The following is a 25,145-nucleotide window of genomic DNA, read 5'->3' as shown; positions in this document are numbered from 1 at the left end:
GGTGATACAGGTAAAGCCCTGGCGGGCGCTGTGTTTGATCTTCATAAGAAGGACGGGACGAAGGTTGCTAGTGGCTTGACCACCGATGCCAAGGGTCAGATTAAGGTTGATGACCTGAAGCCAGGCGACTACTACTTTGTTGAAACTGCTGCCCCTGCTGGTTATGAATTGAATGATGGTAAGCTTTCATTTACTATCGACCTACAAGTTAGTGGCAAACAGTCTGTAGTTACGGCTAAGAATTTTAAGAAGAGTTCATCACAAAGTAACAACGATAAGCACAAAGGCGACCAAAACATGCCTGCTACAGGAGATGGCAATAGTTTAGTAACGACACTGATGGGAGTGGCTTTGTTGCTCAGTATGTTCACCTACAGTCTTTTCAATCTTTACAGACGAGAACGCCAGTAGAGATAGAAAATAAGGGCCTCTGGTGCTGAAGGATTGTTTTAGTGAAGTAAAAGAACTGCGACTCAAATTTTTAGAGCGTCAGTAAACCGCTAACAATTAGTAATCACCTAATATTCGACCATACGAAGGAACCCCACAAACTTGTTTTTTGAGATTGTGGCTCTTCGTCAAGTAGAGTTGATAATTTTTTTATGAAGCACTTGGGCCTTAACTGGTCTAGGTGCTTTTCTTATGCCCTTTCATTCGTAAGCACCCAATAACTGACCGCATATGAATCCCGCTCGTAAGGTAGGCACCTAGTAATCGACCGCTGAAATAGGCCCGCAATCTCGTCTTTTGAGATTGCGGGCCTTCGTATTCTTTAAACGATTGATTCTACGTTTGAACTGTTAGTCTTTAAATTCCATGGCAAACACGCCTCCAACGATTCCGTTTTTGCGAATGTTGGTAGCTGTGAGACAATCTCTAACAGTTGTGTGATGTAGTTCCGCGGATCGATCCCATTGGCTTTCGCGGTTTCAACCACGGTCATCCAGATGGCGTTGGCTTCGGCACCTTTTGGACTAGTGCTAAACAGCCAGTTTTTCCCGCCAATCACATAACTCTTCATGTTGCGCTCAGAAGCGTTATTACTTAAATCGATTTCCCCAAATTCTAAGACGCGATTTAATGCGACACGTTGCCCCTGCGCATACGCCAATGCTTTACCTAGACGATCTTTTGGTAAAGTCTCGACATGATCACACCACTCCCAAAAGTGCTCGATCAACGGTTTAAGCACCACTTGACGCTTTTCCAGGCGTGATGCGCTATCTAAGCCTGCCCAATTCCGTTCGAGTTCAAACATCTGATTGAGTAGCTTCAAGCCCAGCGTCATCTTCTTAGTGTTCTTGAAATCATCGAAGAACTTACGCCGTACATGCGCCCAACAACCAACGCGAGTGATTGAATCACCCAGAAGATTGTAGCCGGCGTAGCCGTCGCATTGTAGGACACCAGGAAAGCCACTGTATAAGTTCTGAGCGAATTTCCCGGAGCGAGTATTCGCATAGGCATACATGACGACTGGCGTTTCGCACCGCGTGATACTACGGGCTACCCAAATATACGACTTGCTCTGCGCCGACTTGCCAGGCTCTTGAAGTACCTGATAAGGGGTCTCATCGCCTTGGAGAAAACCTTGGCTCATCAAGTGGCTACGCATCAGGTCATAAACTGGCTTCACTAACTCGGCACACTTGATGACCCAATTTGAGATTGTGGTCTCACTTAATAAGACGCCTGCACGCTGCCAATCCTTTAATTGGCGATAGAGCGGTGTCCCGAGAATGCATTTTTGATGCAAAATCGACGCGATCAACGAAGGCGTCGCAATGCTGTGGGCAATTAATGCCTTCGGCGCGTTACCACGATAGATATGACTACATCCATCTTCAAGTTCGCAAGTCGAGCACTTGTAGGTCTTCTCATAGATTTTCTCGACAAACAAACGCCCTGGGATTCGATGAACGACCTCGCGAACAAAGTGAGTGCCTAGCAATTTCAATTCATGACCATGTTCACTGTGTTCATCGGTTTTGGAAACAAAGGTGGTTCTTACCGGTAGATCATTCGCCAACAACTGCTGCCGAGTAGATTTCGGCTTTCTTAGCTGCTGCGGTTCATCATCTGTTACTGCTTCGCTTTGTTGCCCAGTTTGCGACAATATCACCGATATTGTCGTCCGAATCCCCAACATCAATGTAGTTGACAGCGTTGTCCACCGATATAAAGGCATTACCGATTGCTTGCTCCATGTTCCCTTTTCCACAAATCGTAATTTTAGTCATTATACTTCGTCTCTTTCTTTTAGTGAGTTAGGAATATCCTGATTGGCTTATTTAGTCAAGGCGATATTTCGTCAACACCCAAACAACTAGCTTGGAAATTAAATCAATAAGAAGATTTCAGAAGGCTTCGAATTTCCGGCAACAAGTAGTTGTGGCGTCATACCTTAATTGCCTTACATTGGGCCTCACAATACAAATAGCGGGTCTTCCATATGCTTGCCAAATCCTTAATAGTCTGAACTTGAACGGACCTAGGTTGACCTCAACAGCGTCAAATCCGTGATCCGAATCTCTGGCACTGACTAGAGCAGATAAAGAACGCCGAGCACTTGTTACGAAAAGTGGTAGTAATAAAGCCTTTTAATCCATGTTATTCACTTCGAATGCGTTATAGGACTTACATTCCGTGTATATGTAAGCAGAAATTTGAATTGGCATAAATCGGAATTGCTTACGAGGTGTTCTACAAAGACGGTTAGTGACTTGGTGATTAGTGGAGGCTCAGAATTTTTGAGGAGCATAAAGTGCCTTAAATATTAGGAAACCATTACATTTCAGAGCTTTGGTTTCAAATACGCTGTAAAAGCTGTCTGTATATGGTGAGAGCAAAAGTTCTCAAATCTTTTTGAAAGGAGGTAGCCTTGCCGCCGTGCGCGGCGTGCAGCGCGAAAGCCGCTAGCGCGAGCGGCGGCGGTCGGCGTTAGCCGACCGCCATCAGCCCCCAGTGTCTAATAGGGGGGCAAATACAAGTAACAAGAAATCCGACGGTAGGCATAAAGCGCCTGTGGCACGGCCTTACCGTATAGGTAAAACGCCGAATTGCTGTTAGGACGCTTGGAAAGGAGCTAACATGCTCAAAGACTTAAACTTAATTGGCGGCATGACCAACAAAGATTGGCTTGATCAAGTCCACGACGAAATGCGCGATAACAATATTACTCAAGGTCAGCTCGCAGACATGGCTAATTACAGCCGGTCACACCTGAATCAACTGCTGGGTCGCAAGAAGCCGCTCAACGATAAAGCCCGATTAGAACTGACGTTGGCGTTGCGTGCGTTGACCGGTCAGAATAATCTGGACGTCTGTATCGACTATCTCAGCGTCACCTTCAAGACGCACGACTACGAAGAGTTGATTAACGAACTGTTCCAAATCAGCCCGATCCATTTCAATCTCCACGACGGCGCTCACTACGGCTATTCAGCAACCTTAACATGCGGTGAGATCAAGATGATGTTATCACCTTACCAAGATGTGGATGCCGAAGATTACAACCCGAAAGACGACAGTGGCACAATGATTGAGCTGAAAGGTCAAGGTTGTCGCTACGTCGAATCGTATCTGCAATCGCAACATCGAACTTGGTACGCTTTTCTCGAAACTTGTCTCAAACTGGATTGCCACTTCACCCGACTTGATTTAGCCATCAACGACCGCAACGGATTACTAGATGTGCCAACACTAATTGAGAAGTGCGACCATGATGAATTCAGCTCACGCTTTCGCGGGTTCAGGGACAACCGCACCAAACAGTGGCACGCCTCTGGGCGCACCTTGTACCTTGGTTCGCCACAAAGCGAAGTCAATTTCTGTATCTACGACAAGGCATTTGAGCAACATCAGAAACACCCAGAAATCGCCATTGAAGATCAACCGATCCGTACTCGCTTTGAAGTGCGGCTACGCCGCGAACGTGCCGCCACAGCGGTTGAACATCTATTGGCGACGCGCGATCCCGAACAAGTCGTGTTCGGCATCATCAATCAGTATCTGCGTTTCTTGACGCCAAGTCATAAACCCAGAAGTGAGTGGGTGTTAGATCCTCGTTGGGCGGCGTTCATCGGTAACAATCGGGATAAGCTGCGACTTTCCACTAATCCAGAACCGTTAAACTATGACCATATTACGCGGTGGTTGAGAAAGCAAGTCGCACCCTCACTCAAGATGTTGCAGTTGATTGACCAGTACAATAACACAAACGAACTCAAAGCCATCATCGACAGTGGTAAGTTGACGCAACGCCACTGGGACGTGATCCACCATTCTCAGCACCAACGCAACGGTGTTATGACCGATTCAAAGCAACGTGAGAAATCAAAAAAGAGCGACTACGCCGACCAAAGCAAGTAGTCACCCTTCACAGATAAAATATGGGTTCTATCTGGTTTGATTATCTCACTCCCACCAAACTTTAGGAAGCGATTTGATTGAATATTAACGTACCAGAACAGCCAGTCTTCCTGACGATGACTAGAGCTGACCTTATCAAGCTGGGGTACAGTCAATCGCAAGCAAGCCGTATCATCAAAATGGCAAAAGAGTTGTTGCTCAAACGTGGCCTTGGATGGTACGGTAAGAAAGGCGTAGACCGTGTTCCAGTGGAAGCAGTAGACGCAGTATTAGGCTTGAAACTAAGCCAACTTGAGGGTGCACCAAGTGGCCTTTCCGCAGTTAAGGAGGAACTATCTTGACTACGAAAGACCATATTACCAAACAGGCGGACGGCACTTTTAGCTTCCGCGTAAGCTTAGGAACTGACAAACGAACTGGCAAACGAATTCAAAAACGTGCCAGCGGCTTCAAAACGAAAACGGATGCGAAAAAAGCAAGAGTTGCAATGTTGGCGGCGGGGATCGCCGATGATGAGGACATTAAGCAGACTAAGTTTAGCGACTTTATGGAAGACGTGTTCAAGCCTTGGTACAAAACCCAAGTAAAGCCACGCACCTACCGTCAGCGGCTAGTCTTGATGAACAGTGAGTATCTGACTAGGTTCAACGACATCATCATTGACCAAATTCGGCCGATTGATGTGCAACATTGGCAAGTCAGCGTACTCAAAGACTGTAAGCAATCCTATGCGCGTACCATCAACATTATGTTAGGCCAAGTGCTTGAACGTGCTAAGGCGCTTGGTATCATCAACGAGAATCCAGTACGGGTCGTTGGCCTCATCAAAAAGAAGAAAGCGAAGATCAATTTCTGGACGCAAGCCGACTTCCAAAAGGTACTCGCCAAGACGAACACCAACACGTACACTGGCCGCTTTGATTACACGATGTTGTGGTTCATGTTCATGTCTGGCTTGCGTAGCGGTGAAGCACGGGCGTTAAAGTGGACAGACGTTGATCTTGAAGCTAAGACGGTGAACATCAATAAGACCATGGACTATCACAACCGCAACTGGTTTGAAACTCCAGCGCCAAAGACTGCCGCCAGTCGCCGTACCGTGGCGCTTGATGATGATACCATTGCGTGCTTAGATGCGTGGCAGGTCGCACAAGCGGCGATGGTGACGTCCGAGTGGGTATTCTCACGTGATGGGATTCCGTGCTCTGACGGGCAATTTTTGGATATTGTGGACGCGTACAGTACACTCGCCAAAGTTCAGCGGATTACCGTGCATGGCCTCCGCCACTCGCATGTGTCGCTGTTGATCAGTCTCGGTGAAAACCCGCTCCAGATTAAAGAACGTCTGGGACATGAGGACATCGAAACGACGCTCGGCACTTACGGTCATCTTTACCCCAACAGTAACTTTGAAGTCGCAAAAAAGCTCAACGGGATATTCTCCATGGAGGTGCCCGATGAGCCAAAATAATTTGAAAAGGGTCAAAACTGTGCCACCGTAAAATCGGTGGTGCTAGAAACGTTGATACTACGGGACATACACAAAATGTGTCATTGTTCCCGGGAAATAATGTACGTTTGGTCAGATTACGTCTTAACAGATTATCGCCGGTCACTAAATCAATGGCAATTTAGGATGTACCTGCCTTGAGGTAACTTGACTTTAACCCGAAAGACTTGTCGTGACTTAACGTTCAGTTTTCGCTGCTGTCCTGGTTTAAGGCTAAAGGATTTTCCCAGCGCTTGACCGTTTCGATCGACCAGGCGCACCCTGACTTGACTGGTGCTGGCGACATGATTAGTCAATGTCGACTTTCTGAAAATCGAACCCTTAACCAGTGAACCTTGGTCCCAGACCACAGTGGTCCACACGTTAGCCTGACGTTTCTTAATAGTCAACCCAGCCGACCAATTAGGTGAGAAAAACCGATTAACAGCATCCACATCCTGGTAAACCAGATATGCGGTGAATACTGATAACGCAAAGAAAACAGGAATAATGATTCGTAAGGCAAGCTTTCTTTTCCGATTGTTGTGTTGTTCGCGACTAATTGTTGCAACCATTACAGGCGCCTCCTTGATTAATTGATCAACGGAGATTTGGAGAACGCGACTTAAACTGACCAGCATATCCAGATCTGGGTAGCTTCGGCCAACTTCCCAACTGGAAATAGCTGAACGCGAAATATTTAGTTGGTCAGCAAGTTCCACTTGGGTCAGGTGGTGTAAGTGCCGGACCTGTTTCAAATTCTCACCAAAAGTAGTCATAATCCTAACCTCCACTATTGTTATCGCAATAATCTCAGGAAAAGTCGAGCTTGAGTCTGAGTCACAGTGGTCTTTAGCAAAATATCCAGTGATACAAATACTGCCATTGTTGATTTCACGGCCTCTATTATCTATTGTACCTCACCAATTTGTTAGGCGCCGACATATCGAAGATGGTTGTGTAATCATTATGAGTTCAAGGGAGATCAGTAAAAAAGTAGCAGAAATGAATTTAAAGTTATGTAAACATTTGTTGGGAACAGAACGAATCATCAAAAACTTCCCCTAGTTCATCAGACAGGCTGTGCTAGTATCACCGACCTAATAACCACTAACCACAGTTATTAACTATGGTAGGCCAGATCAACGAGACACGGCTTATTAGCCGACGAGATTGCTTAGGCTAGAAAGTGTGATTGACTTCGGCAAGTACTTGACCGTTTATGAATAAGTTGGCGACTACTCCGAAAAAGTGCATATTGAAATTCTGACCCCAATACCTTGATAACAACCATTTCATTCTTCTAGACCCATTCAAGACCACTTACTTGTTGCAACAATTTTATTCGGAGAATTCAAATCAGCGCACCGATCAATGGGGTGGCACCCGTCAGCGGCGGTTGCAATTTCCGCTAGCGGTGATTGCGGAAGTGCAAGCAGTGGTTGCGCGTTACGCCACTGGACCGTTCGTGGTTGGTTATCGCCTTTCCCCAGAAGAGTTGGAAACGCCGGGGATCCGCTTGGCCGATTCGCTGTATTTCGTGGATCAAATCAAGGATAAAGTTGATTATCTCCATCTATCCATGGGCAGTTACCAACGGACCTCCCTCAATGATCCGCAAAATACCGAAACCCTACTGTCGCAATTCGCGGCGCATACCGCTGGCGTCATCCCGTTGATCGGCGTCGGCTCGTTGGAACAACCCGCAGACGCGGAAGCCACGATCAATGATGGCGCAGACTTTGTGGCGATCGGACGCGAATTGCTCCGCGAACCACAGTGGGTCCAAAAAGTCGCGACCAACACCCCAGCTAGTCTTCGGACGACTTTCAGCGCGCTGGACATGGACGAACTGGCGATCCCCGGGGCGATGCAAGAATATTTGCGCACCGCCTTCCGCAGCGTGATGCACTTTACTGATGACGAAACCGCCCAAGCCTCTTATCAGAACACCCTAGCCCCCATGGAAGGCTTTGAAAAGAAACTTTAGGCAGTTGCTTTAGTCGCTAAGACAACCATCACAACCAGAACGTCGCCGGCACAACCACTGCGCAAAAGTACTAGCCCAGCAAAAGCACCCAGCCTGATCAGCAGCTGTCCCATCGCCTGACTTTTTCCCAGCGGCCCAGCCACAGAAAACGCTTTGTACCCGCCCACATAAACGAATTATTAAAGAAAATAATGAGTGATTACAAAAAAATGAGAAAAGTATTGATTCGTCTTACTTATGAGATATAATATTCTTAACCAAGTTAATAATTATCTTTTAATAATAATCGTTTCAAGTCTGATCCTTACTCAACTCAGCGGTCATTCGTGTCGTCATTTATCGGATGCTTGGCAAAGACCACGCTTGAAATCCCAGAAGTGTTGGCGCTGACATAACGACAGCGCGTTACTTGATTTGATTAAATGTATAATTGGCGCCCTGGTTTTGTGCTGATAATATTCTTTTGGAGTGAGTAGAATGCTAATTTTTAAGTTTGGGAAAAAGTTGAAACTGATTAATTTCTTGTTCTGGACAGCGCTGGATAGCCTTCAAAGTGTTTTCATGGCGTTTATTCTTGGGCGCTTTATTGCGGCGGCAACCAAGGCCAACCTGACAATGTTCTTGCAAAATAGTGTGATTGCTGTCATTGGGTTCTTGATCTTCTGCGGGGTGAGCTTGCTGCAAGTTAACGCGGAAACTCGTTACGTGGCGGACGCCAATCTGGAAATAAAGCAAATCATGATTACAGAATTACTCGCGGAGGCGCCTGAAAAGAAGCTGATTTCGGCGAATATTTCGTTCATGACCAATGACTTGAAACAGCTTGAAACGAATGGGATCAAGGCTGAGATGGGTATTGCCACCAATTTGCTAACTTTTGTGTTCGCGTTGGTCGCGTCATTGACTTATGATATTTGGACCACACTGGCCTTCTTCGTTGGCTCGTTGGTGCCACTGTTGATTTCTAATCTTACCCAAGGCAGGATCAGTTCCCGCGGCAAGGAGTGGTCGCAAGCTAATGCCGGTTTCACCAATCGGTTGAAGGATGTTTTAACCGGGCAACGGACGATCCGCACCTACCAAGCCGAAGCTAATTTAGGGCGTAAACTGTTGGGCCAGGGTGCGCAGTTGGAGCATAATTTGCGGCGGATGAATTTGACGATTGGCGTGGCCAACACCTTGGCTTACACGGTCGCCATGCTCACGGCAATGACCTTTCCGTTCGGTGTGGGTGTCTATCGGATTATTTTGGGCGCTTTGAGCTTGGCTAGTTTCGTGTCGGTGATGCAGTTATCGAATAGCGTTACCAATCCTTTGATGGCCATCGTTGGCGCGAATAATCAGCGGCAAACCGTCAAGGAGATCCAAGCCCGGGTGCTGACCGCTAAACAAAATCAAGCAAGGCGCGCGGAAGAACAAGCTGAAGCGAATCATGCCGCCGCAATCAGCGACTTTCATGACTTGCGGTTAAGCCAACTGGCCGTGACCGTTGACCAACACGAACTATTTAGTCAGTTGGATGTCAAAATCGCGGCCGGCGAGAAAGTGTTACTCACCGCTCCCTCTGGCTTTGGCAAATCAACTTTATTGGCGGTTTTGCAAGACGAACTGGTTCCCAGCGCTGGCAATTATACGTTCAATGGGCACCCGATCGCTGACTATTCGCCGACAACGGTTGAAGAACAGTTTGCCTGGATCAGTCAGCAACCGTTCGCGTTTGATGATACGATCAAATTCAATCTCACTTTAGGCCGCGAGTTCAGCGTTGACCAGTTGCAACAGGCGCTGACAAATGCCGGATTGGCGCAATTCAGTACCAGTGAAGGGTTGAATTATCAAGTCGGTGAGAATGGGCAGAATCTTTCTGGTGGTGAATTACAGCGCTTAGAAATTGCCCGCGCGCAGTTGTATGATCGGCCGATCATTCTCGCCGACGAGGCTACTTCGTCATTGGATCAACAGACGGCTGAGCAGATCCATCAGCTATTTATGGCCAGTCAGCAAACTCTCATTGAAGTGGCTCATCAAGTTCCTGACGCACACTTAAAGGATTACGATCAGATTATTCGGCTGGATCAAGTCACCGTTCATCCCTAGTTTACGTTGCTTTTGAAAAGCAGATTGTCCGCGGCTTGCGCTGCGCGGGGCGTTGGTGGTTGGCAAGTGTGGTGGGCTCCAGGTCGGGCTGGGGGTGGTGGAACGCGGCGGGCACAACTGACTCACCCCCAGCCCGACCTTCCGCCAGACAAGTAAACTGCCCACCAACGTCAGAGTGCGGAACACAACGGGTTGACTTTGAGCATTAACCTAGCCAGGATTTTGGAGGTTGGGCTTTGCCTCCAGAAGCCTGGCGTAGTTAAGCGCATAAGTCAGTTGTGTGGAGCACGTTTCAAAACAGAGTGTGAGCCGACCTGGTCAGCTTCTGAGCATTAGCCTAGCAATTGTTTTGGAAGCCGCACTTTGCTTCCGGAACAATTGCGTAGCTAAGCGCAGGAAGCTAGGTCGGCGAACACGTTTCAACGCGGAACACAACAGGTTGACGGCGATCTCACCCCGATTCGCTCCGCTCCAGCCGCTCAACGTTTTAACAGTCGTTTGAGCACGCACGCCAACTGATTTGCTGTGTTCAAATAATGTGGCGCCACGCCATTGAAGATCGTGGTTAGTGGTTCCAATCTTTAAATTGGCGACACCAGTAAAGCTTGTCTGCGGAACTAGCGTAAGGTCTTGCTAATTGTCCGTTCTCACTAGGGATTGCTTGAACGGTGAATAAAGTGGTTCAAATCGCACAAGATGAACCGATCTAGTCTTCAAACTAGGTGGTGTTACCATATATCAGCCCCAAAGACAAATTGGCTTGATTTCAATTTGGAAAAACCATTTCGGCCGAGCCTCGCCACATAAAAAGAATCAGCGGCAGTCGTTTTTTTAGCGACTGCCGCTGATTTTTTTCGTCTGGTTTAAGATTGGTTGGTTCTTTGCTGGAAGTTTGAGTGCCACTGGGCTGTGTCAGCTGATTGTTTCCAGTTTGATTGCTTTCAGCTGGCTGGGCTGGCAAATTCGGTTGCCCTGATGACTGGTCGTTTGATTCCTGTCAATTCTGGCGCGAGTTATTGGACAATTAGCTCAAGTAGAGGCCCGCCAATTTTTCAGATTCGTACGCGGTCAGGTTGTTGGCTGAGGGCGATGATCTCCTTTTTGACTTGGGCGCGTTGGTTGTGGTCGGTCAAGATCACCAGGGTGTCGCCGGCGAGGATCTCGGTGTCACCCTTGGGGATCACTTCCCGAGAACCGCGGTGGATCGACATCAGCAGTGTGTTAGTCGGCCATTCCACATCGCGCACTTGCAAGCCGACGAACCGTGTGCCTTCGAAAACCGGGATCTCGATGCGGTCGTTGCGCCCGGTCAATTTGGCCAATTTCTGGTCTAGCGTCATTTTCGCAGCTAGGGATTCGTAGATCGGCGCGCCACCTAGCAGGTCAACGACCAAATAAGCGGTCAAGGACACCACGGCCAGCGGCATCAAATGGCTTAAATTCCCGACCATTTCGGTGATCAGCAGAATCGCGGTGAAGGGCGCTTTCCCGATCCCGGCGAAGTAACCGGCCATGGCCACGATCACCAAGTTGAGGATCAACGCCTTGGGCAAAAGGTGCAAGTTGACCATGATCACCGCGTAGAAATCGCCTAAGAGCGCGCCCAAAGTCAGGATCGGCAGGAAGATGCCCCCAGGTAGACCGGACCCGTAAGAAATCATTGAGAAAATAAACCGTAGACTAAAGAGCCCGAAAACCACTAACGCCGCCGGTTGTTGCTGGGCTAAGCTCAAAATCAAGCCGTTGCCGCCGCCTAGCGTTTGCGGCCAGTAATAACCAACGATCGTGACCAATAACAAGGGCACGATCCCGTCAGCGTACCGCGGAAGTTTGCCGATTTTCTCATAAAGTTTGGGCATGTACAACAGGATGCGCTGGTACACGATGCCCATCACCCCAAGGAAAATCCCCAATAAAATCAGGTGCCAGTATAACGCCAAGGGAAAATTATCCGCGTACTCCAGATGCAAGACCGGCGTTAAACCGAAGAAATTGGAGGACACGAAATTGGCACCCACTGCCCCGGACAAGGCGGTCATCCAGACCAGCGGCGAGAAATTATGGTAGACCTCTTCCAACACGAACATCGTCCCAGCCATCGGAGCGTTGAACGCCGCCGATAAGCCACTGGCCGCTCCCGCCGCGATCAACACGCGGGCGTCGGTGCCTTTTTCCTTGGTCAAAGCCGCGAAGCCTTCGCCGATCGAGGAACCCAACTGGATCGAGGGACCTTCACGCCCGAGAAAGAGGCCGGCGCCGATCGCCAAGACCCCACCGACAAATTTCCGCCACAAAATCGACCACCAGTGAAGTTGCAAACTCCCCTCCAACTGCGCCTCGACTTCGGGGATCCCTGAGCCCATAATGTGGGGCTGTTGCTTGATCAGCACCACGTTGATCACGCCGATCAACACCAATAGCGCCACGATCAGCACCAGCCACCAACCGTTGCCGTGAGCGCGGCCATAGAGGAACCGCCAGCCTCGCAACGATTCTTCGATCAATAAGCGAAAAAGACTGACCCCTAAACCGGCAATCAGTCCCACTAATAATCCTTTGAAAATATAACTTACATGGGTCGTATCTAAAGTCGCCCGTAGTTTTCGCACCGTCAACACCTCAATTCTATTTAAACCCCAAAACGGTGATTGGTCAAGGCGCCCGGGCAATTGCGGCTACGGCGTTGTCTAATTAAATCGATGTGAGCTACTATGCTAAAAGTAGATTGGCCGCAGCTTGCGCTGCGCGTGGCGTTGGTGGTTGGCAGATGTGGTGGGGCTCCAGGTCGGGCTGGGGGTGGTGGAACGCGGCGGTCACGATTTTGAGACAAGCCGCGCACTTTGCGGATTGGCTCAAAACAGTGCCCACCGCGTTCCAGCCACGACAAACGTCCTGAGGCGGTTGCGTCCCCGCCCACACCCACCAAAACCTGCAATCAAACGTAGATTTACGAAGCAGCAACCGCCGTCCGCGCTTGCGGCACCAACTCACTGGCCTGCTCATAACGATCCGTGATCAACCCGATCACTCCAGGTTGACTAGCTAAATGTTGCATTTGGATCGGATCATTGATCGTCCACAATCGTTGTGGTACCGCCAGATCCGGGAAATAAGTGTCGCTGTGCAGCGCCGTGACCAGCTGACCGACTTGTCCCCACGCCGGGATCGCGTTTCCTTCCACTAATAACGCGCGCTCTTGTTGGGGCGCGATTTTGGCGATGGTCACCAGGCTGTCCGGGTTGAAGGAACTATACAGGGTTTGCGCCGCGCAATCATGGGCCACCACGGCGGCTTGGGTTGCCGCTTCAATGCCGGGATAGCGGAGATTTCCCGTCTTGAATTCAATGTTCAAGGCGACTTGACTACCGGCGAAAATCGTCAAAACTTCGGCCAAGGTAGGCACCGGCTCTCCATTGGCCAAATGGAATTGACGTAATTGGGCCAAGGTATAGTCATGGAGCTGCCCATGACCATTGGTGGTCCGGTCCAAGCATTCGTCATGCATCACAATCAGCGCGCCGTCGCGGCTGAACTGAACATCGGTCTCCACGCCGGCGAAGTGATGCGCGGCGGCGTAGCGGAAACCGGCCAAACTATTTTCTGGAAAACGTGCTGGATAGCCACGATGGCCAAAAAGCTTAAATGTCATGATCATTAACCCCTCACTGGCTCGGCGCGCCGAGCATTCTAGGTGCAGTATACCGCTTCTGATCGAAAAAACAATCTTACCGTCTGACTTATTCACGGGAGATTTAGGAATTTAGAGCAAGCCGTCCGGCGGATGTCTGGTGACTTTATGGTGACTGATTCGGGTTTGCTGATTAGGGTTTACCGATTCGGGGTCGCTGGCCCATGATAACCGATTCAGGTTGGCGGATTCGAGTTCGCCGGCCCATGATAACTAATTCAGGTTGGCTAATTCATGAGGGCTGATCCTGGTTCGCTGATTCATGACAGCTGATTCATAATAACTGCTCTAATTCGATTATTATTTATGTGTTTTTCCTTTTTATGTTGTTATAGTTTTTTTTAGTGATATAATAAGAATGAGTATTGATCATTTTTTATCATATAAAAGGAGTGTCAGAAATGAAAATTCTTTGGACAAACTTGACGACGCGGGAAAAATTGACGCGTACTCGCCACGTTCTGCCCGTGATGACGGTGATTATTGTGGTGTTATCCATTATTAATCCTGTTGGCACTTGGTCAGACGTTTTTTTCAGTGACCTTTTTGTAGTTTCCAATAATATTGCCGTGATCAAACTGTACACACTCCGGGTCAAATATGAAGACTTGGAGAACAGCATCGCGGCAGAAACGCCCCCTGCCCGCGAACCAAATAAATAATCAGTTGACCAAGCATTTGCGGCAGCGATCGGTTAAGTCACGCGACCAACAAGTTCGCTGAACCCCCCTCATCTAAAAAGAACCACGATTGGAAATCTCGCGAAGATTTCCAATCGTGGTTCTTTTTTTCTTATGAGCCTGCGTGCGGACGCGTTGGCGGACTACTTGGCGACTTTCGCGATCCGGCCCTGCTCAATGTAGACGCTGAGGATCGCCAAGTCGGCGGGATTGACGCCACTGATCCGGGACGCTTGGGCCAAGGTTTCCGGTTGGATCTTGGTCAATTTCTGGCGCGCTTCGGTGGCAAGGCCATTGATCGCCGCGTAATCCAAGCGCTCGGGGATCTTCTTGGCTTCCAGGCGGCGCAGGCGGGCGATTTTTTGTTCTTCTTTGTGAATGTAGCCAGCGTACTTCAACTGGATCTCAACTTGTTCTTGCACGTACCGATCAACGGCTGGCGCGCCGGGACCGACCAAGGCCGCCACGTCTTGATAGCTGATCTGGGGGCGTTTCAAGAATTCGCTGGCCAGAAGACCATCTTTCAACGGCGCCATTTCCTTGGCCGCTAATAATTCTTGGACCCCAGCCTGACCTGGTTTGATGCGGACATTGGCGAGACGCTGGAGTTCTGCGGTGATCGCGGCTTGTTTAACGCGGAAGGCTTGGTAACGGTCGGCGGAGATCAAGCCTAGCTCGTGGCCTTTTTCTGTTAGGCGGAGGTCAGCGTTGTCGTGGCGCAGGATCAACCGGTATTCGGCGCGGCTGGTCAAGAGCCGATAGGGTTCGTTGGTGCCTTTGGTGACCAAATCGTCGATCATCACGCCGATATAGGCTTCGTCGCGGCCTAAGGTGAAGTCTGCGGGGCGGCCTGCCGCTCGTAACGCGGCGTTGATTCCGGCGATCAAACCCTGACCGCCAGCCTCTTCGTAGCCTGAAGTCCCGTTCATTTGGCCGGCAGTGAAGAGGTTCTTCACGACTTTCGTTTCCAGTGTATGGGTCAATTGCCACGGTTCGATCACGTCATATTCAATGGCGTAACCGGGCCGCATCAACTCGGCGTGTTCCAGACCGGCGACAGAATGCAACATCTTCAGCTGGATCTCCTCCGGCATCGAGGTTGAGAAATCACCCACATAATATTCTTCTGTGTGACGACCTTCTGGCTCCAAAAATAATTGGTGCCGCGGCTTATCCGCGAAACGAACGATCTTGTCCTCGATTGACGGACAATAACGCGGGCCGACCCCTTCAATGATCCCCGAGAACATGGGCGCGCGGTCCAAGTTATCGCGAATGATCTGGTGCGTGGCGCCATTGGTATAAGTCATCCAGCAGGATAACTGATCCTTGACGTAGGCTGAATCCGGCGTCAAATAAGAGAAGTGGTTAGGTTGCTTGTCGCCAGGTTGCTCGATAGTCTGGTCGTAGTCGATCGTATTCCCATCGACCCGCGGCGGCGTGCCGGTTTTGAAACGGCGTAACTTGAAGCCTAAGCGCTCCAAACTTTCAGACAATTTGATCGAAGGCAGCGAATTGTTGGGCCCAGAAGAGTAGGTCAATTCGCCAATAATGATCTTGCCCCGAGAAGAGGTCCCCGCGGTCAAAACCACACTTTTCGCTTCGTAACAAGCGCCGGTCGCCGTGATCACGCCGCGACAAACCCCGTCGGTCACGATCAGGTCATTGACCAAGCCTTGGCGCAAAGTTAGATTCGGTTCATTCTCCAAGGTGTCCTTCATAACCGCATGATAATCGGCCTTGTCTGCTTGCGCACGTAAAGCCCGTACTGCTGGACCTTTTCCTGTATTCAACATCCGCATTTGAATATAAGTGGCGTCGATATTTTGCCCCATTTGTCCGCCTAACGCGTCGATCTCGCGAACCACGGTGCCTTTGGCGGGGCCACCTAGTGAAGGATTGCACGGCATGAAAGCGACCATATCTAGATTGATCGTCAACAACAAGGTTTTCTGCCCCATGCGGGCGGCGGCTAACGCGGCTTCACAGCCGGCATGACCTGCGCCGACCACGATCACGTCATATTCTTTGGAACTATACTGCTTGACTTCCACGTTGACTTCCTACTTTCCTAAACAAAACTGGCTGAACAGCTGGGTGATCAATTCGTCCGGCGCGCTTTCGCCGGTGATCTCGCCCAATTTGTCCCAGCAATTGGTCATGTCGATCTGGACCAGATCAACGGGCAAGCCCGCGTCTAAGCCAGCCAAAACATCATGTAACGCCTGTTGCGCCTGACGCAACAAGCCGATCTGACGATTATTGGAGACCAGGATATCCTTTTGTTGATTCTCGATCCCGCCGAAAAACATGGTTTTGATCGTGGTTTCCAGCCGATCCAAACCGGCTTGATCCTTGACCGAAACCACCAAAGGCGCGCTGGTCACACCTAACGCGGTCAATTCGGTTTGCGTGGTGACCGCTTGCAGATCCGCCTTGTTCAAGACAATGATCCGCTTCTGTTGGCTAGTCAGTTGTAATAATTCCCGATCCGCCGCCGTTAAAGGCTCACTGCCATTCAGGACCAAGATGATCAGGTCTGCGCTCGCCAAGGCTTTCTTGCTGCGGGCCACGCCGATCTTCTCGACTTTGTCTTCGGTGTCATGGATCCCGGCGGTGTCGATCAATTTCAGCGGCACCCCTTGGACATTGACATATTCCTCCAACACATCTCGGGTCGTTCCGGCCACATCGGTGACGATCGCCTTGTCCTCATGCAACAAGTAATTTAGCAATGAGGACTTGCCCACGTTAGGCCGACCAATGATTGCCGTCGCCAAGCCTTCACGCAAAATTTTGCCTTGACCGGCGGTGGCCAGCAATTGGCTGATCTCTTGTTGAACGGTCTCCGCTTTCTCCCGCAACATTTGCGCGGTCAGTTGTTCTTCGTCATATTCCGGATAATCGATATTGACCTCGACTTGAGCCAACACTTGCAAGATCTCCTGACGCAAATTCTTGATCAAGTGCTCCAGATTGCCGTCCAGCTGGTTCAACGCCACTTTCATCGCCGCGTCCGTCTTGGCCCGGATCAGATCCATCACCGATTCCGCCTGGGTCAAATCGATCCGCCCATTAAGGAAAGCTCGCTTGGTGAATTCGCCGGGCTCCGCCATCCGCGCGCCCACAGCCAATAACAGTTGTAAGATCCGATTAGTCGAAACGATGCCCCCATGGCAATTGATCTCGACCACATCTTCGCGGGTGAATGTCTTGGGCGCCCGCATCACCGCGACCATCACCTCATCCAGTTCCTCGTGAGCCGCTGGGTCGATAATGTGCCCATAATGCAAGGTGTGACTGGCCACTTGGGTCAGATCCGCCCCGCGAAAGACCCGATTCGCCAGCGCGACCGCTTGCTCCCCAGACAAACGCACGATCGAGATCGCCCCTTCACCAGGCGGCGTCGAGATCGCCGTGATCGTATCATATTCCGTGACCGTTGCCATGTTAAAACCTCTTTCTTGATTTTTGACCATAAAAAAAGTGCCTAAAATCTACGCGCCGATCAGTCCCGCCGCGTAGATAAAGCACTTTGACTACTTTATCGCTTAACTTGTAGGAATAATATAAACCAAAATGGCCGAAAAGTAAAGCGCCAACCTACCCAAACAATGGTCGGCCCCAGGTTTACCCGCGTATTCTTGCCGTCTGTTTAATGCCCGTGTCCACGTGAACCGCCGAGTTAAAGGCTTGACAAGAAAATCGTCGCCTCACAGAATTTGCGCGGCGAAAACAAACATCGCCTTAGAAACACTTAACGCCATGATCCTGATGGCCAATCAGAACCATGGCGAGAATTCTCTCTACTGTTTAGTTTTCTTGACCAAATGTAGCACAGCAATCGTCAAAATCAATAGTAGCACAATCACGATTACCAGCGCCGCCAAAATCACCATTGTATCGCCTATCATTTAAATACCTCCTATCGAAGCATGTTTGCCGTCCTGAACATTGATAAAGTCCGCGCGGAAGATACCTCTTCCAATTTTTTTACATAGACCGATTTCAAAAAAACTTTCTATCCTTTTATTCATTATATCACATGTATTCTCTAATGACAATATAAAATGAATGTTTTTACATATTGATACCGATTTCATCAAATCACTCCCCCGCTTGCAGGCCACCAAGAACGCCAAACTCACTACCGCTAACAATGTGAACCACAACCACTTCCATCTTTTCCTATTATTAAATAAATTATAAAACGAAAAAAGATTGACGTGATTAGGAACGCATGCTATACTACCTGTGAAATCGATTTCACATTAAGATCCAGCTTGGCTCAGAGCGCCTGCGTTTTGCTTGACGACGGTCAGTAGACGCCGCTTTAATGGATCGAAGCGTGTTTGTCGGACACAGCCACCATGATAAACGATTCGGTCTGGCTTGACAGGATGACCGCACGCTAATGAATTTAGGCCCATAATCAATCCGCTTGAGAGGACGGTGGTAAGCTTGCTCTTGGTTGCACTCCAATTCGCTAAAGTGATCATCGCTTTAGCTGCACTGATCAGCTCGATTGTTTTCCTGACTAAGCGATATCTGAATGCATCTATCTTCGCCGGGTGTCTTGCTCTGATCAGCTCGAGCCTTTTCTTCATCCAAGATATCTATCCCGTTATTTCTGAGGTGAGTTATCATGACACCTTTGAAACTAAGATGCTTGTCTTAATCATTGTTAGTGTGCTTTTGTGGTTGGCTTCAGCGATCACGCTGATCGTTGACTTAAGTAAGTTGAGTTTCCTCAGGAAGCAGATTTAATTGCCCATCCAGGTAACGGATCTAACGATCAATCTGACTGAGGAATGAGCGATTCATCTAATTAGCGTAGCTGTAGCGATGCACCCTAATTATTTAGCAAAAAATCAAAACTGCACCTCACCGGTTTTCTGGTGAGGTGCAGTTTTTGTAATGTCGATCACTAACATAATTGCGTTTAGCTGTTTATCCAGTAACAATCGCGCGCTGCCAAACCTAATGAGCAACCAAGGTTTGTCAGAATCGTACCCATTTCCCGATCCAAGAATCAGTTGTTATATTATATTGTCTCTTATAGACAACACCATTCACAGTCTTAAAGCGCCATTTAATATTGGCCGCCTGCGCCGCGTACGTCGTATCCAGCTCAACGTCCGGTTGATTCATCACGCTACTGGCGACCTCTGTCGTCGTGGCCGCCGCGACTTGATGCGTTTCCTGTTGCGTCACGATACCCCACGCAAGGAACGCCGCCGCTAAATAGAGCCATTTACTCTGTTGGAGCGTTCTTATCGTCATTTTCTTCTTCCTCTCTGATTTCAAGCCCATTAACAGCTTCGTCATGAATATTCGTGATCCTACCGTAATTCTTACCATCTAGGATCAAATAGTAAGTCGGGCCCCGCTTAAGAATATAGTCCTCGGCCTTGCCATCTTCAGAGATCACCCCAGTACCTTTGATCAGTTCCGAATCCGTGTAATAAGGCACCACGATGACCGCCGTCGCCGTATACATCAGCGCCACCGTGAAGAGGAGCGTCAGGATGCGGGTGTGCTTGATTGGATGCTTCTCCAACAGGAATTTGATCCGTTTCGTTAAGGTGGCCTTTTCATCGATCACGAAAGCTGAGGATAGATTCGGTGGAAACGACGAAGCATGTTTCTGGTTGGCCGTGTGCTGATTTAGGTGACGTGAAACATCAATCAAGCTCTCCGCGTATCGATAGTCCTTCTCACCGTTGCCAAGATGACGCTGCACTTGCGTATCCACATGGATCTCGAGCACCAACATCAATTGTTTCTCAAACCAGTGGATCGGCGGAAACCACCAATAGACACAGCTGATCAGCCCCATCAATAATTTGACCCAAGCATCCTTGTTCCTGATATGGCGCCATTCATGGTACAGAGCAAATGGTAGATCCGGTGAATCTCTAAGGAATCTCGGAATCACGATCACCGGCCGAAAGTAGCCCATCATGAATGGGGAGAACTCCCTCTCAATGTCGTACACTTTGACCGGGCGAGCGGACGCCCCTGCCGGTTGATATTGTTCTGGCGTGACGCCCTTAAAGAGCTTCCGGATTCTCCCCACGGTCACCAACTGTTTCACTGTCCAAACGAGCAGATAACAAGCCGCGCTAACGATCCACAGGACCAATAAGAGCTGGATGAGCGTCAAATGAATCCCGCCAAGTGAGACCGGCTGACGCAACCAGGTATAGATCACCGGCAGCGCTTTGGTGGAGAACAGGGTGTGCGTACTTCGGAACTCCAAGGGAAACAGAATCCTAAGCACCAAGACCACACAGAAAGCCAATAAGAAATCAACGCGGAAACTCTTAAAAAGAACGGAATTATTAAGAATCAGGTGGAACAACACAACCAAGATAAAGACCATCGTCAACGAGATGAACAAAGAAAATAAGGAAAATTGCATTTAAGCACCCCCTCACCTATTTGTTATCTTGACGTTTCTCTTTGATATAAGCCTCCAACGCATCCAATTCATTATCGGAACTATCCCCAATGAAGTTAGAAACGACTTTCATCATTTCTTGACGGGAAACCAAGGACTCCAGATATTCCTCCTTAGGCAGAACCGCCGTAAACTGCCGCGCCAACACCGTACCACTGTAGGTCACGCCTGAAGTCTCAACGAACTTACTAGCCAGCAACTTCTTTAACACCGTCAAGACCGTATTCTGACTCAACCCCGGTTCCGCTCCAGCGATCTCTTTGGCGGATAAAGCGTTCTCACTCCCCCATAAGATCTGTAAAACCTGAAGTTCCCGTTTTGTAAAAGAATATTTTTTCATGATCAAAACCTCCAAATTTTTTTGGCTCTGTCCAGCCAACGATTTGAATAATCTTTATCGTCGTTTAAACAGCTTATGCCGTAATAATATTTTCTAAGCTAAGTTTACACTAATTCGGTTATAAAATCAATTGTTGCGACAAGAAAGAGTGCGGAGCGCAACGGACGGGTTGACTTTGAGCATTAACCTAGCAAAAGTAGGTTGGCCGCGGCTTGCGCTGCGAAATTCGGGGTGAGCTCGCTGTGGGCGCTGTTTAACCAACTGATCCTGCTGATCATCACTTACCTACTTCGCGCGCGGCTCCAGGAGAACCAAGCTTAATTTCGGAAGCAGCAACAGGAAACACGCCGATTAGTTCCGATTGCCTGTTGATCGGTACCAATCGGCGTGTTTTTGTGACTCTGATGTTGAAGGTCTGACTCCCAGTTCGCCTTGCTCGTTCAAGTTGTTGCCAAGAACGCAACGATTTCTACGGGCGGCCCAAGTTGGGGGCCCCAGCCAAATGCCGCTTGGGTACATAAAAGAACAGAGATTCTCAAGACAGCAAGCTTTGCGATTGCTGCCTTGAAAGAATCTCTGTTTTTTTCGAAGTTTCATTGGAATTTTTTTCGAAGTTTCTTTCGAAGTTTCTTTCGAAGTTTCATTGGAATTTTGTACGCATCTATCTAAGCAAATATTCTAACTGGAATTGGACGAAATGACTGGGTTAAACGCGCCCCGTGACCCTTGCCAATGTGAGGAGATTCTCTCGTAAATCGGTCACCGCCATGTAATCTGGGCTGACTTTCGGCGAGAGCAGTGCCCAGGCGAGCCAAAACTCAAGCTCCTAATTTGATGACTTGATCAAACTGGGCCACTAACTGATGATCGCTGGTGTGGGTGACCATTAGAAGCGTGATCTCTGGTTGGTTCAATAGGCGCTGAACGATGTCACGGGCGTTGGCTTCATCTAAAGCTGAAGTCCCCTCGTCCATGATCAGAAATTCTTTGCCGCGAATCAGAGCCCGGGCCAAGGAGATCCGCTGCATCTCGCCACCAGACATGGTGCCATTGGCCGGATCGACCACGGTTTCGACCCCGTCAGTCATGCCCTGGACCGTGGCCGCTAAGTTGACTTTCTCCAGCGTTGGCGCTAGTTCGGTCTTGAGGCCTTCATCAAACAGGAGCACATTTTCGGCGATCGTGGTCTTGAACACGTGACTGGTTTGGGGGATGATCCCGATTTTCTCGCGCAGTGATTCTTGATCGATATTCTTTATATCCAGGTCATTGATCTGGGCGACACCTTGATAACCGGTCAGTTCACCACTCAGGATCTCCATCAACGTGGTTTTCCCGACACCGCTGGGGCCAACGATCGCCACTTTACTGCCTTCTTTGATGGTGAAATCAGGGAATTTGATCGTCTTATTCGGATATTCGTAACTCAAATCAGCGACTTTAACCAGCTGGGGCTGACCAGCTAACACTTGTTTGTTCGTCTCCGTGTCCGCAGGTTGCTTCGTCTGCAACAAGTGCTGGTACTTCTCACTGATTGCCTTACCTGAGATGTGACTGGTAATGTTATTGCTCATAGTCACCAAACCAGTAAAAATCAAATAAATGAAATCGCCGACACTGACCACGACCCCGGTGGTGACCAGACCACGAGTAGACAGATAACTGGCCAATAGAATCAGGGCGAATTGGGAGATCGTCCCGGTAATGTTGCCAAAGAAGCCGATCCAACTATCCACGGTCTCATTCTTGACATAACTGTCTTCTAACGCCTTGGCTTTAGGGCTGATCCGGGTCCAAAGTTTCTTGGCCGCCCCATTCCAACGCAACTCGAACAGCCCGCCCAACCAATCATTCAAGGAGGCGATCAACTCCTGGTTTGAGGCGGAGATACGCTTCGTCACTGCCGTTAACTGTTTGTTGAACAACATTGGGATCACGATCATCATGCTGGCTAATCGCCGCGATCATCCCGGTCATTATCTATGGATGTACTTTTTCCGGTTTAGAGTCAGGGAAAGCGTATTTCTTCACTGACGGGTTGCCAATCGCGGCCAATCAATACTTAATGCGGCTCTGGCTTTTTCCCATTATCCTAACAACGGCGATTCAATTGGATTTCATCAATACTCGGCTGCACGGGCCTTATGCGCAACGAATCGTGCGCCAAGCTGGTCGCCGGATCTCCTATTGGCAACTTTATTGCCACCGCATCCTCAGTCAAATGGGTATCCTAATCTTCTTATTACTGGTCTATACGCTGACGCGGGCAATCCGGCAATTCCCACTTTGGCCGCTTGATTTGCCAAACTTGGCTTTGTCTTTAATGACCTTTCTAGTGCTGTTCTCGATCCAATTTCTTATTTCCCTGTATGTGTCCCCTTTGATCGGTTATCTTGGGCTCAATATATACGTGCTTGTCTCGCTTTCAATTACAGGAATCGATTATCGCAGTCCCTGGACGCTGATCCTCTTTCCCAACGCGTTGATGGCTAGTCGGATCAGTCAGCCCGGATCCTATTGGCTTACACTGGGGCTTGTCCTCATCGCAGCGCTGGCTTGGGGTCAAAGACGGTTTGAACAAATGGATTTAATTTAGAGGAGGATCAAGATGATCGAAGTCAAACAAATTAGCAAAGCAATCAAAGGGCAACCTATTTTGGACCGGATCTCCGTCAACTTTGAAGCTGGCTACATCTATGGCCTTCGTGGTAAGAACGGCGCCGGCAAAACAATGCTATTACGGGCAATCGCTGGACTGATCAATATCGACACGGGTAAGATCATCATCAACGACCAAACACTTCACGACGAAATTGATTTCCCACCAAGTCTAGGCATTCTGATTGAAAATGATAACCTGCTGCCAGAACATACCGCCATGAGGAACTTGCAACTACTGGCCAGAATCAAGAAAGTCGCATCTGATACTGACATTGAAACCGCGATCCGGCGGGTCGGTCTGGATCCAGCCGATCAACGAATCGTCAAGAAATTCTCATTGGGGATGCGCCAACGTTTGGCCATCGCCCAAGCAATCTTTGAACGCCCGGATTTGATCCTCCTGGATGAACCAACCAACGCGATCGATACCGATGGTGTTGAGCAGGTCCGTGAGATTCTTTTGGCCGAGAAGAAACGCGGCGCGACAATTGTGATCGCCAGTCATTCCCAAGAAGATCTGGCTGTTCTAGCCGATGTGGTTTATGAGATGGCAGAGGGTCATTTGCAATGAAGACCCAAGAACGCCAACGCAGACGGCTCTTCTGGGTGGTGGTCACGCTATTGTTGATCTGTCTTGGTGGACGCCTCTACCACAAGTATCTGAATCAGAACAGCGCTTCACTTTTACGTAGCGTGGCGAAGAATACCGCCAAACCGTTTACCTATCAAGCCCGAGCTTCTAAAGCGGTGGCAGAGCGCGTAGCTGGTCAGGACTTCCCGCCAGGTTACTATGATCTCAGCGTTACTGGCGGGCGCGTTAACGGTCTCGCCAGTGGACAACGCTTGGAGAATCAATTCTACAATCCCGCTGAACACTTGTCTTTCCAGGGAAGCGGGCGGGTTCAATTCAAGCCCGCCCGCTTTAGCCCGTTGGTGTTCACCGCTGGTCAGTGTATCTTGACAAATACCTATGGGAATTATTTAGCGGGGGCGGAAATTGCCAGTGGTGACTACACCATTACTTGGCGCCGTAATCAGAACAGTTCAACCAAGTTCGCTTTGCTCGTTCAAGTTGTATCCAAGAACAAAACGACTTCTACGGACGGCCCAAGCTGGGGCACCCAGCTATTACCTGGGCAAACCGCCCATTTCAAATTGAAACCTCATGACCTACTCGCGATCGTGCCGCCAGTAGAAAATCGAGCCATTGCCCAACTCGAACTGATGATCAACCGAGACTAACTTGCGGATCCCTAAGCCTCAATAAAACTATTGGGTGGCGCATATCACCACAATTTTGTGATATTCCACCCATTTCGATAGTTACGCCTTCGTTAATGAACAATATTAGCTGAATAAAATCCCG

At 49.1% G+C, this 25,145-nt stretch carries 21 protein-coding genes and 1 pseudogene; 11 read left to right on the top strand and 11 right to left on the bottom strand.

Annotated elements, in window-relative coordinates; all coding sequences use genetic code 11:
- Positions 1-411: prealbumin-like fold domain-containing protein (locus tag EKM94_RS10350; protein ID WP_225422211.1), on the top strand; the 411-nt coding region annotated here is incomplete at its 5' end.
- A gap of 361 nt (positions 412-772) precedes the next feature.
- On the opposite strand, the gene tnpC is transcribed toward EKM94_RS10350, so the two are convergent.
- Positions 773-2,188, bottom strand: coding sequence for an IS66 family transposase (tnpC, locus tag EKM94_RS10345; RefSeq protein WP_125601477.1), 1,416 nt, complete (start codon positions 2,186-2,188; stop codon positions 773-775).
- Between the two features lie 902 nt (positions 2,189-3,090).
- Here tnpC and EKM94_RS10340 point away from each other — a divergent pair.
- The 3 genes from EKM94_RS10340 to EKM94_RS10330 all read left to right on the top strand — a co-directional run bounded on the left by EKM94_RS10340 (position 3,091) and on the right by EKM94_RS10330 (position 5,842).
- Positions 3,091-4,371 carry a replication initiation factor domain-containing protein gene (locus EKM94_RS10340; RefSeq protein ID WP_125601473.1) on the top strand — a complete coding sequence of 427 codons (1,281 nt, stop codon included), beginning with the start codon at positions 3,091-3,093 and terminating at the stop codon, positions 4,369-4,371.
- Between the two features lie 77 nt (positions 4,372-4,448).
- The gene (locus EKM94_RS10335; protein ID WP_225419500.1) at positions 4,449-4,712 is read left to right on the top strand and encodes a DUF3173 family protein; all 264 of its coding nucleotides are present in this window, start codon (positions 4,449-4,451) and stop codon (positions 4,710-4,712) included.
- The gene (locus tag EKM94_RS10330; RefSeq protein WP_125601470.1) at positions 4,709-5,842 is read left to right on the top strand and encodes a site-specific integrase; all 1,134 of its coding nucleotides are present in this window, start codon (positions 4,709-4,711) and stop codon (positions 5,840-5,842) included. The genes EKM94_RS10335 and EKM94_RS10330 overlap by 4 nt, the downstream gene beginning before the upstream one ends.
- Positions 5,843-5,991: 149 nt before the next feature.
- On the opposite strand, the gene EKM94_RS10325 is transcribed toward EKM94_RS10330, so the two are convergent.
- Positions 5,992-6,639: a helix-turn-helix domain-containing protein gene (locus EKM94_RS10325; protein ID WP_125601467.1), complete on the bottom strand. Its 648-nt coding sequence runs from the start codon at positions 6,637-6,639 to the stop codon at positions 5,992-5,994.
- A gap of 542 nt (positions 6,640-7,181) precedes the next feature.
- Between EKM94_RS10325 and EKM94_RS10320 the strand changes: the two are divergent.
- Positions 7,182-7,850 (top strand): annotated as a pseudogene (locus EKM94_RS10320) (oxidoreductase); the annotation flags it as partial.
- A 477-nt stretch (positions 7,851-8,327) separates the two neighbouring features.
- On the top strand, positions 8,328-9,947 hold the full coding sequence (locus EKM94_RS10315) for an ATP-binding cassette domain-containing protein (protein ID WP_125601461.1): 1,620 nt from the start codon (positions 8,328-8,330) through the stop codon (positions 9,945-9,947).
- Between the two features lie 318 nt (positions 9,948-10,265).
- On the opposite strand, the gene EKM94_RS12480 is transcribed toward EKM94_RS10315, so the two are convergent.
- The 3 genes from EKM94_RS12480 to EKM94_RS10305 all read right to left on the bottom strand — a co-directional run bounded on the left by EKM94_RS12480 (position 10,266) and on the right by EKM94_RS10305 (position 13,596).
- The gene (locus EKM94_RS12480) at positions 10,266-10,457 is read right to left on the bottom strand and encodes a hypothetical protein (RefSeq protein ID WP_164511199.1); all 192 of its coding nucleotides are present in this window, start codon (positions 10,455-10,457) and stop codon (positions 10,266-10,268) included.
- A gap of 542 nt (positions 10,458-10,999) precedes the next feature.
- A complete protein-coding gene (locus EKM94_RS10310) occupies positions 11,000-12,565 on the bottom strand; it encodes a ClC family H(+)/Cl(-) exchange transporter (RefSeq protein WP_379861088.1) in 1,566 nt (521 codons plus the stop codon).
- Between the two features lie 329 nt (positions 12,566-12,894).
- A complete protein-coding gene (locus EKM94_RS10305; RefSeq protein WP_125601455.1) occupies positions 12,895-13,596 on the bottom strand; it encodes a glycerophosphodiester phosphodiesterase family protein in 702 nt (233 codons plus the stop codon).
- A gap of 440 nt (positions 13,597-14,036) precedes the next feature.
- On the opposite strand from EKM94_RS10305, the gene EKM94_RS10300 reads away from it, so the two are divergent.
- On the top strand, positions 14,037-14,297 hold the full coding sequence (locus EKM94_RS10300) for a hypothetical protein (RefSeq protein WP_125601452.1): 261 nt from the start codon (positions 14,037-14,039) through the stop codon (positions 14,295-14,297).
- 161 nt (positions 14,298-14,458) lie between these two features.
- Here the strand turns inward: EKM94_RS10300 and mnmG are convergent, their stop codons facing one another.
- Positions 14,459-16,369: a tRNA uridine-5-carboxymethylaminomethyl(34) synthesis enzyme MnmG gene (mnmG, locus tag EKM94_RS10295; RefSeq protein WP_125601449.1), complete on the bottom strand. Its 1,911-nt coding sequence runs from the start codon at positions 16,367-16,369 to the stop codon at positions 14,459-14,461.
- 9 nt (positions 16,370-16,378) lie between these two features.
- Positions 16,379-17,764: a tRNA uridine-5-carboxymethylaminomethyl(34) synthesis GTPase MnmE gene (gene mnmE, locus EKM94_RS10290; RefSeq protein ID WP_125601446.1), complete on the bottom strand. Its 1,386-nt coding sequence runs from the start codon at positions 17,762-17,764 to the stop codon at positions 16,379-16,381.
- Between the two features lie 1,012 nt (positions 17,765-18,776).
- Between mnmE and EKM94_RS10285 the strand changes: the two genes are divergently transcribed.
- The gene (locus tag EKM94_RS10285; protein WP_125601443.1) at positions 18,777-19,082 is read left to right on the top strand and encodes a hypothetical protein; all 306 of its coding nucleotides are present in this window, start codon (positions 18,777-18,779) and stop codon (positions 19,080-19,082) included.
- A gap of 234 nt (positions 19,083-19,316) precedes the next feature.
- Here EKM94_RS10285 and EKM94_RS10280 read toward each other — a convergent pair whose 3' ends face one another.
- The 4 genes from EKM94_RS10280 to EKM94_RS10265 form a co-directional block, all read right to left on the bottom strand.
- Positions 19,317-19,598 carry a hypothetical protein gene (locus EKM94_RS10280; protein WP_125601440.1) on the bottom strand — a complete coding sequence of 94 codons (282 nt, stop codon included), beginning with the start codon at positions 19,596-19,598 and terminating at the stop codon, positions 19,317-19,319.
- On the bottom strand, positions 19,570-20,739 hold the full coding sequence (locus EKM94_RS10275; protein ID WP_125601437.1) for a M56 family metallopeptidase: 1,170 nt from the start codon (positions 20,737-20,739) through the stop codon (positions 19,570-19,572). The genes EKM94_RS10280 and EKM94_RS10275 overlap by 29 nt, the downstream gene beginning before the upstream one ends.
- Before the next feature lie 16 nt (positions 20,740-20,755).
- Positions 20,756-21,118 carry a BlaI/MecI/CopY family transcriptional regulator gene (locus EKM94_RS10270; protein ID WP_125601434.1) on the bottom strand — a complete coding sequence of 121 codons (363 nt, stop codon included), beginning with the start codon at positions 21,116-21,118 and terminating at the stop codon, positions 20,756-20,758.
- Between the two features lie 818 nt (positions 21,119-21,936).
- Complete coding sequence (locus EKM94_RS10265; protein WP_125601431.1) at positions 21,937-23,064, bottom strand: ATP-binding cassette domain-containing protein; 1,128 nt, start codon at positions 23,062-23,064, stop codon at positions 21,937-21,939.
- Between EKM94_RS10265 and EKM94_RS10260 the strand changes: the two genes are divergently transcribed.
- From EKM94_RS10260 to EKM94_RS10250, 3 genes are read left to right on the top strand one after another with little or no spacing between them, the layout of a single operon-like run.
- Positions 23,046-23,714 (top strand): DUF2705 family protein, encoded by a 669-nt coding sequence (locus EKM94_RS10260; protein ID WP_125601428.1) that lies wholly within the window; start codon positions 23,046-23,048, stop codon positions 23,712-23,714. The genes EKM94_RS10265 and EKM94_RS10260 overlap by 19 nt on opposite strands.
- A 12-nt stretch (positions 23,715-23,726) precedes the next feature.
- Complete coding sequence (locus EKM94_RS10255; protein WP_125601425.1) at positions 23,727-24,350, top strand: ATP-binding cassette domain-containing protein; 624 nt, start codon at positions 23,727-23,729, stop codon at positions 24,348-24,350.
- Complete coding sequence (locus tag EKM94_RS10250) at positions 24,347-25,021, top strand: hypothetical protein (RefSeq protein WP_125601422.1); 675 nt, start codon at positions 24,347-24,349, stop codon at positions 25,019-25,021. The genes EKM94_RS10255 and EKM94_RS10250 overlap by 4 nt, the downstream gene beginning before the upstream one ends.
- Positions 25,022-25,145: the final 124 nt, after the last annotated feature.

This window comes from Lapidilactobacillus achengensis, from assembly GCF_003946655.1.
In the GTDB taxonomy this organism is placed as follows: domain Bacteria; phylum Bacillota; class Bacilli; order Lactobacillales; family Lactobacillaceae; genus Lapidilactobacillus; species Lapidilactobacillus achengensis.
The sequence above is the reverse complement of the archived record's forward strand: the minus strand, read 5'-3'. Positions and strand labels throughout refer to the sequence as shown.

Bases quoted from the DNA above. Each gene is read 5' to 3' on its own strand.
- EKM94_RS10250 (WP_125601422.1), top strand. From the start codon at position 24,347: ATGAAGACCCAAGAACGCCAACGCAGACGGCTCTTCTGGGTGGTGGTC.
- EKM94_RS10275 (WP_125601437.1), bottom strand. From the start codon at position 20,739: ATGCAATTTTCCTTATTTTCTTTGTTCATCTCGTTGACGATGGTCTTT.
- EKM94_RS10255 (WP_125601425.1), top strand. From the start codon at position 23,727: ATGATCGAAGTCAAACAAATTAGCAAAGCAATCAAAGGGCAACCTATT.
- EKM94_RS10340 (WP_125601473.1), top strand. From the start codon at position 3,091: ATGCTCAAAGACTTAAACTTAATTGGCGGCATGACCAACAAAGATTGG.
- EKM94_RS10270 (WP_125601434.1), bottom strand. From the start codon at position 21,118: ATGAAAAAATATTCTTTTACAAAACGGGAACTTCAGGTTTTACAGATC.
- EKM94_RS10325 (WP_125601467.1), bottom strand. From the start codon at position 6,639: ATGACTACTTTTGGTGAGAATTTGAAACAGGTCCGGCACTTACACCAC.
- EKM94_RS10300 (WP_125601452.1), top strand. From the start codon at position 14,037: ATGAAAATTCTTTGGACAAACTTGACGACGCGGGAAAAATTGACGCGT.
- EKM94_RS10265 (WP_125601431.1), bottom strand. From the start codon at position 23,064: ATGATGATCGTGATCCCAATGTTGTTCAACAAACAGTTAACGGCAGTG.
- EKM94_RS10280 (WP_125601440.1), bottom strand. From the start codon at position 19,598: ATGACGATAAGAACGCTCCAACAGAGTAAATGGCTCTATTTAGCGGCG.
- tnpC (WP_125601477.1), bottom strand. From the start codon at position 2,188: ATGCCTTTATATCGGTGGACAACGCTGTCAACTACATTGATGTTGGGG.
- mnmE (WP_125601446.1), bottom strand. From the start codon at position 17,764: ATGGCAACGGTCACGGAATATGATACGATCACGGCGATCTCGACGCCG.
- EKM94_RS10315 (WP_125601461.1), top strand. From the start codon at position 8,328: ATGCTAATTTTTAAGTTTGGGAAAAAGTTGAAACTGATTAATTTCTTG.
- EKM94_RS10305 (WP_125601455.1), bottom strand. From the start codon at position 13,596: ATGACATTTAAGCTTTTTGGCCATCGTGGCTATCCAGCACGTTTTCCA.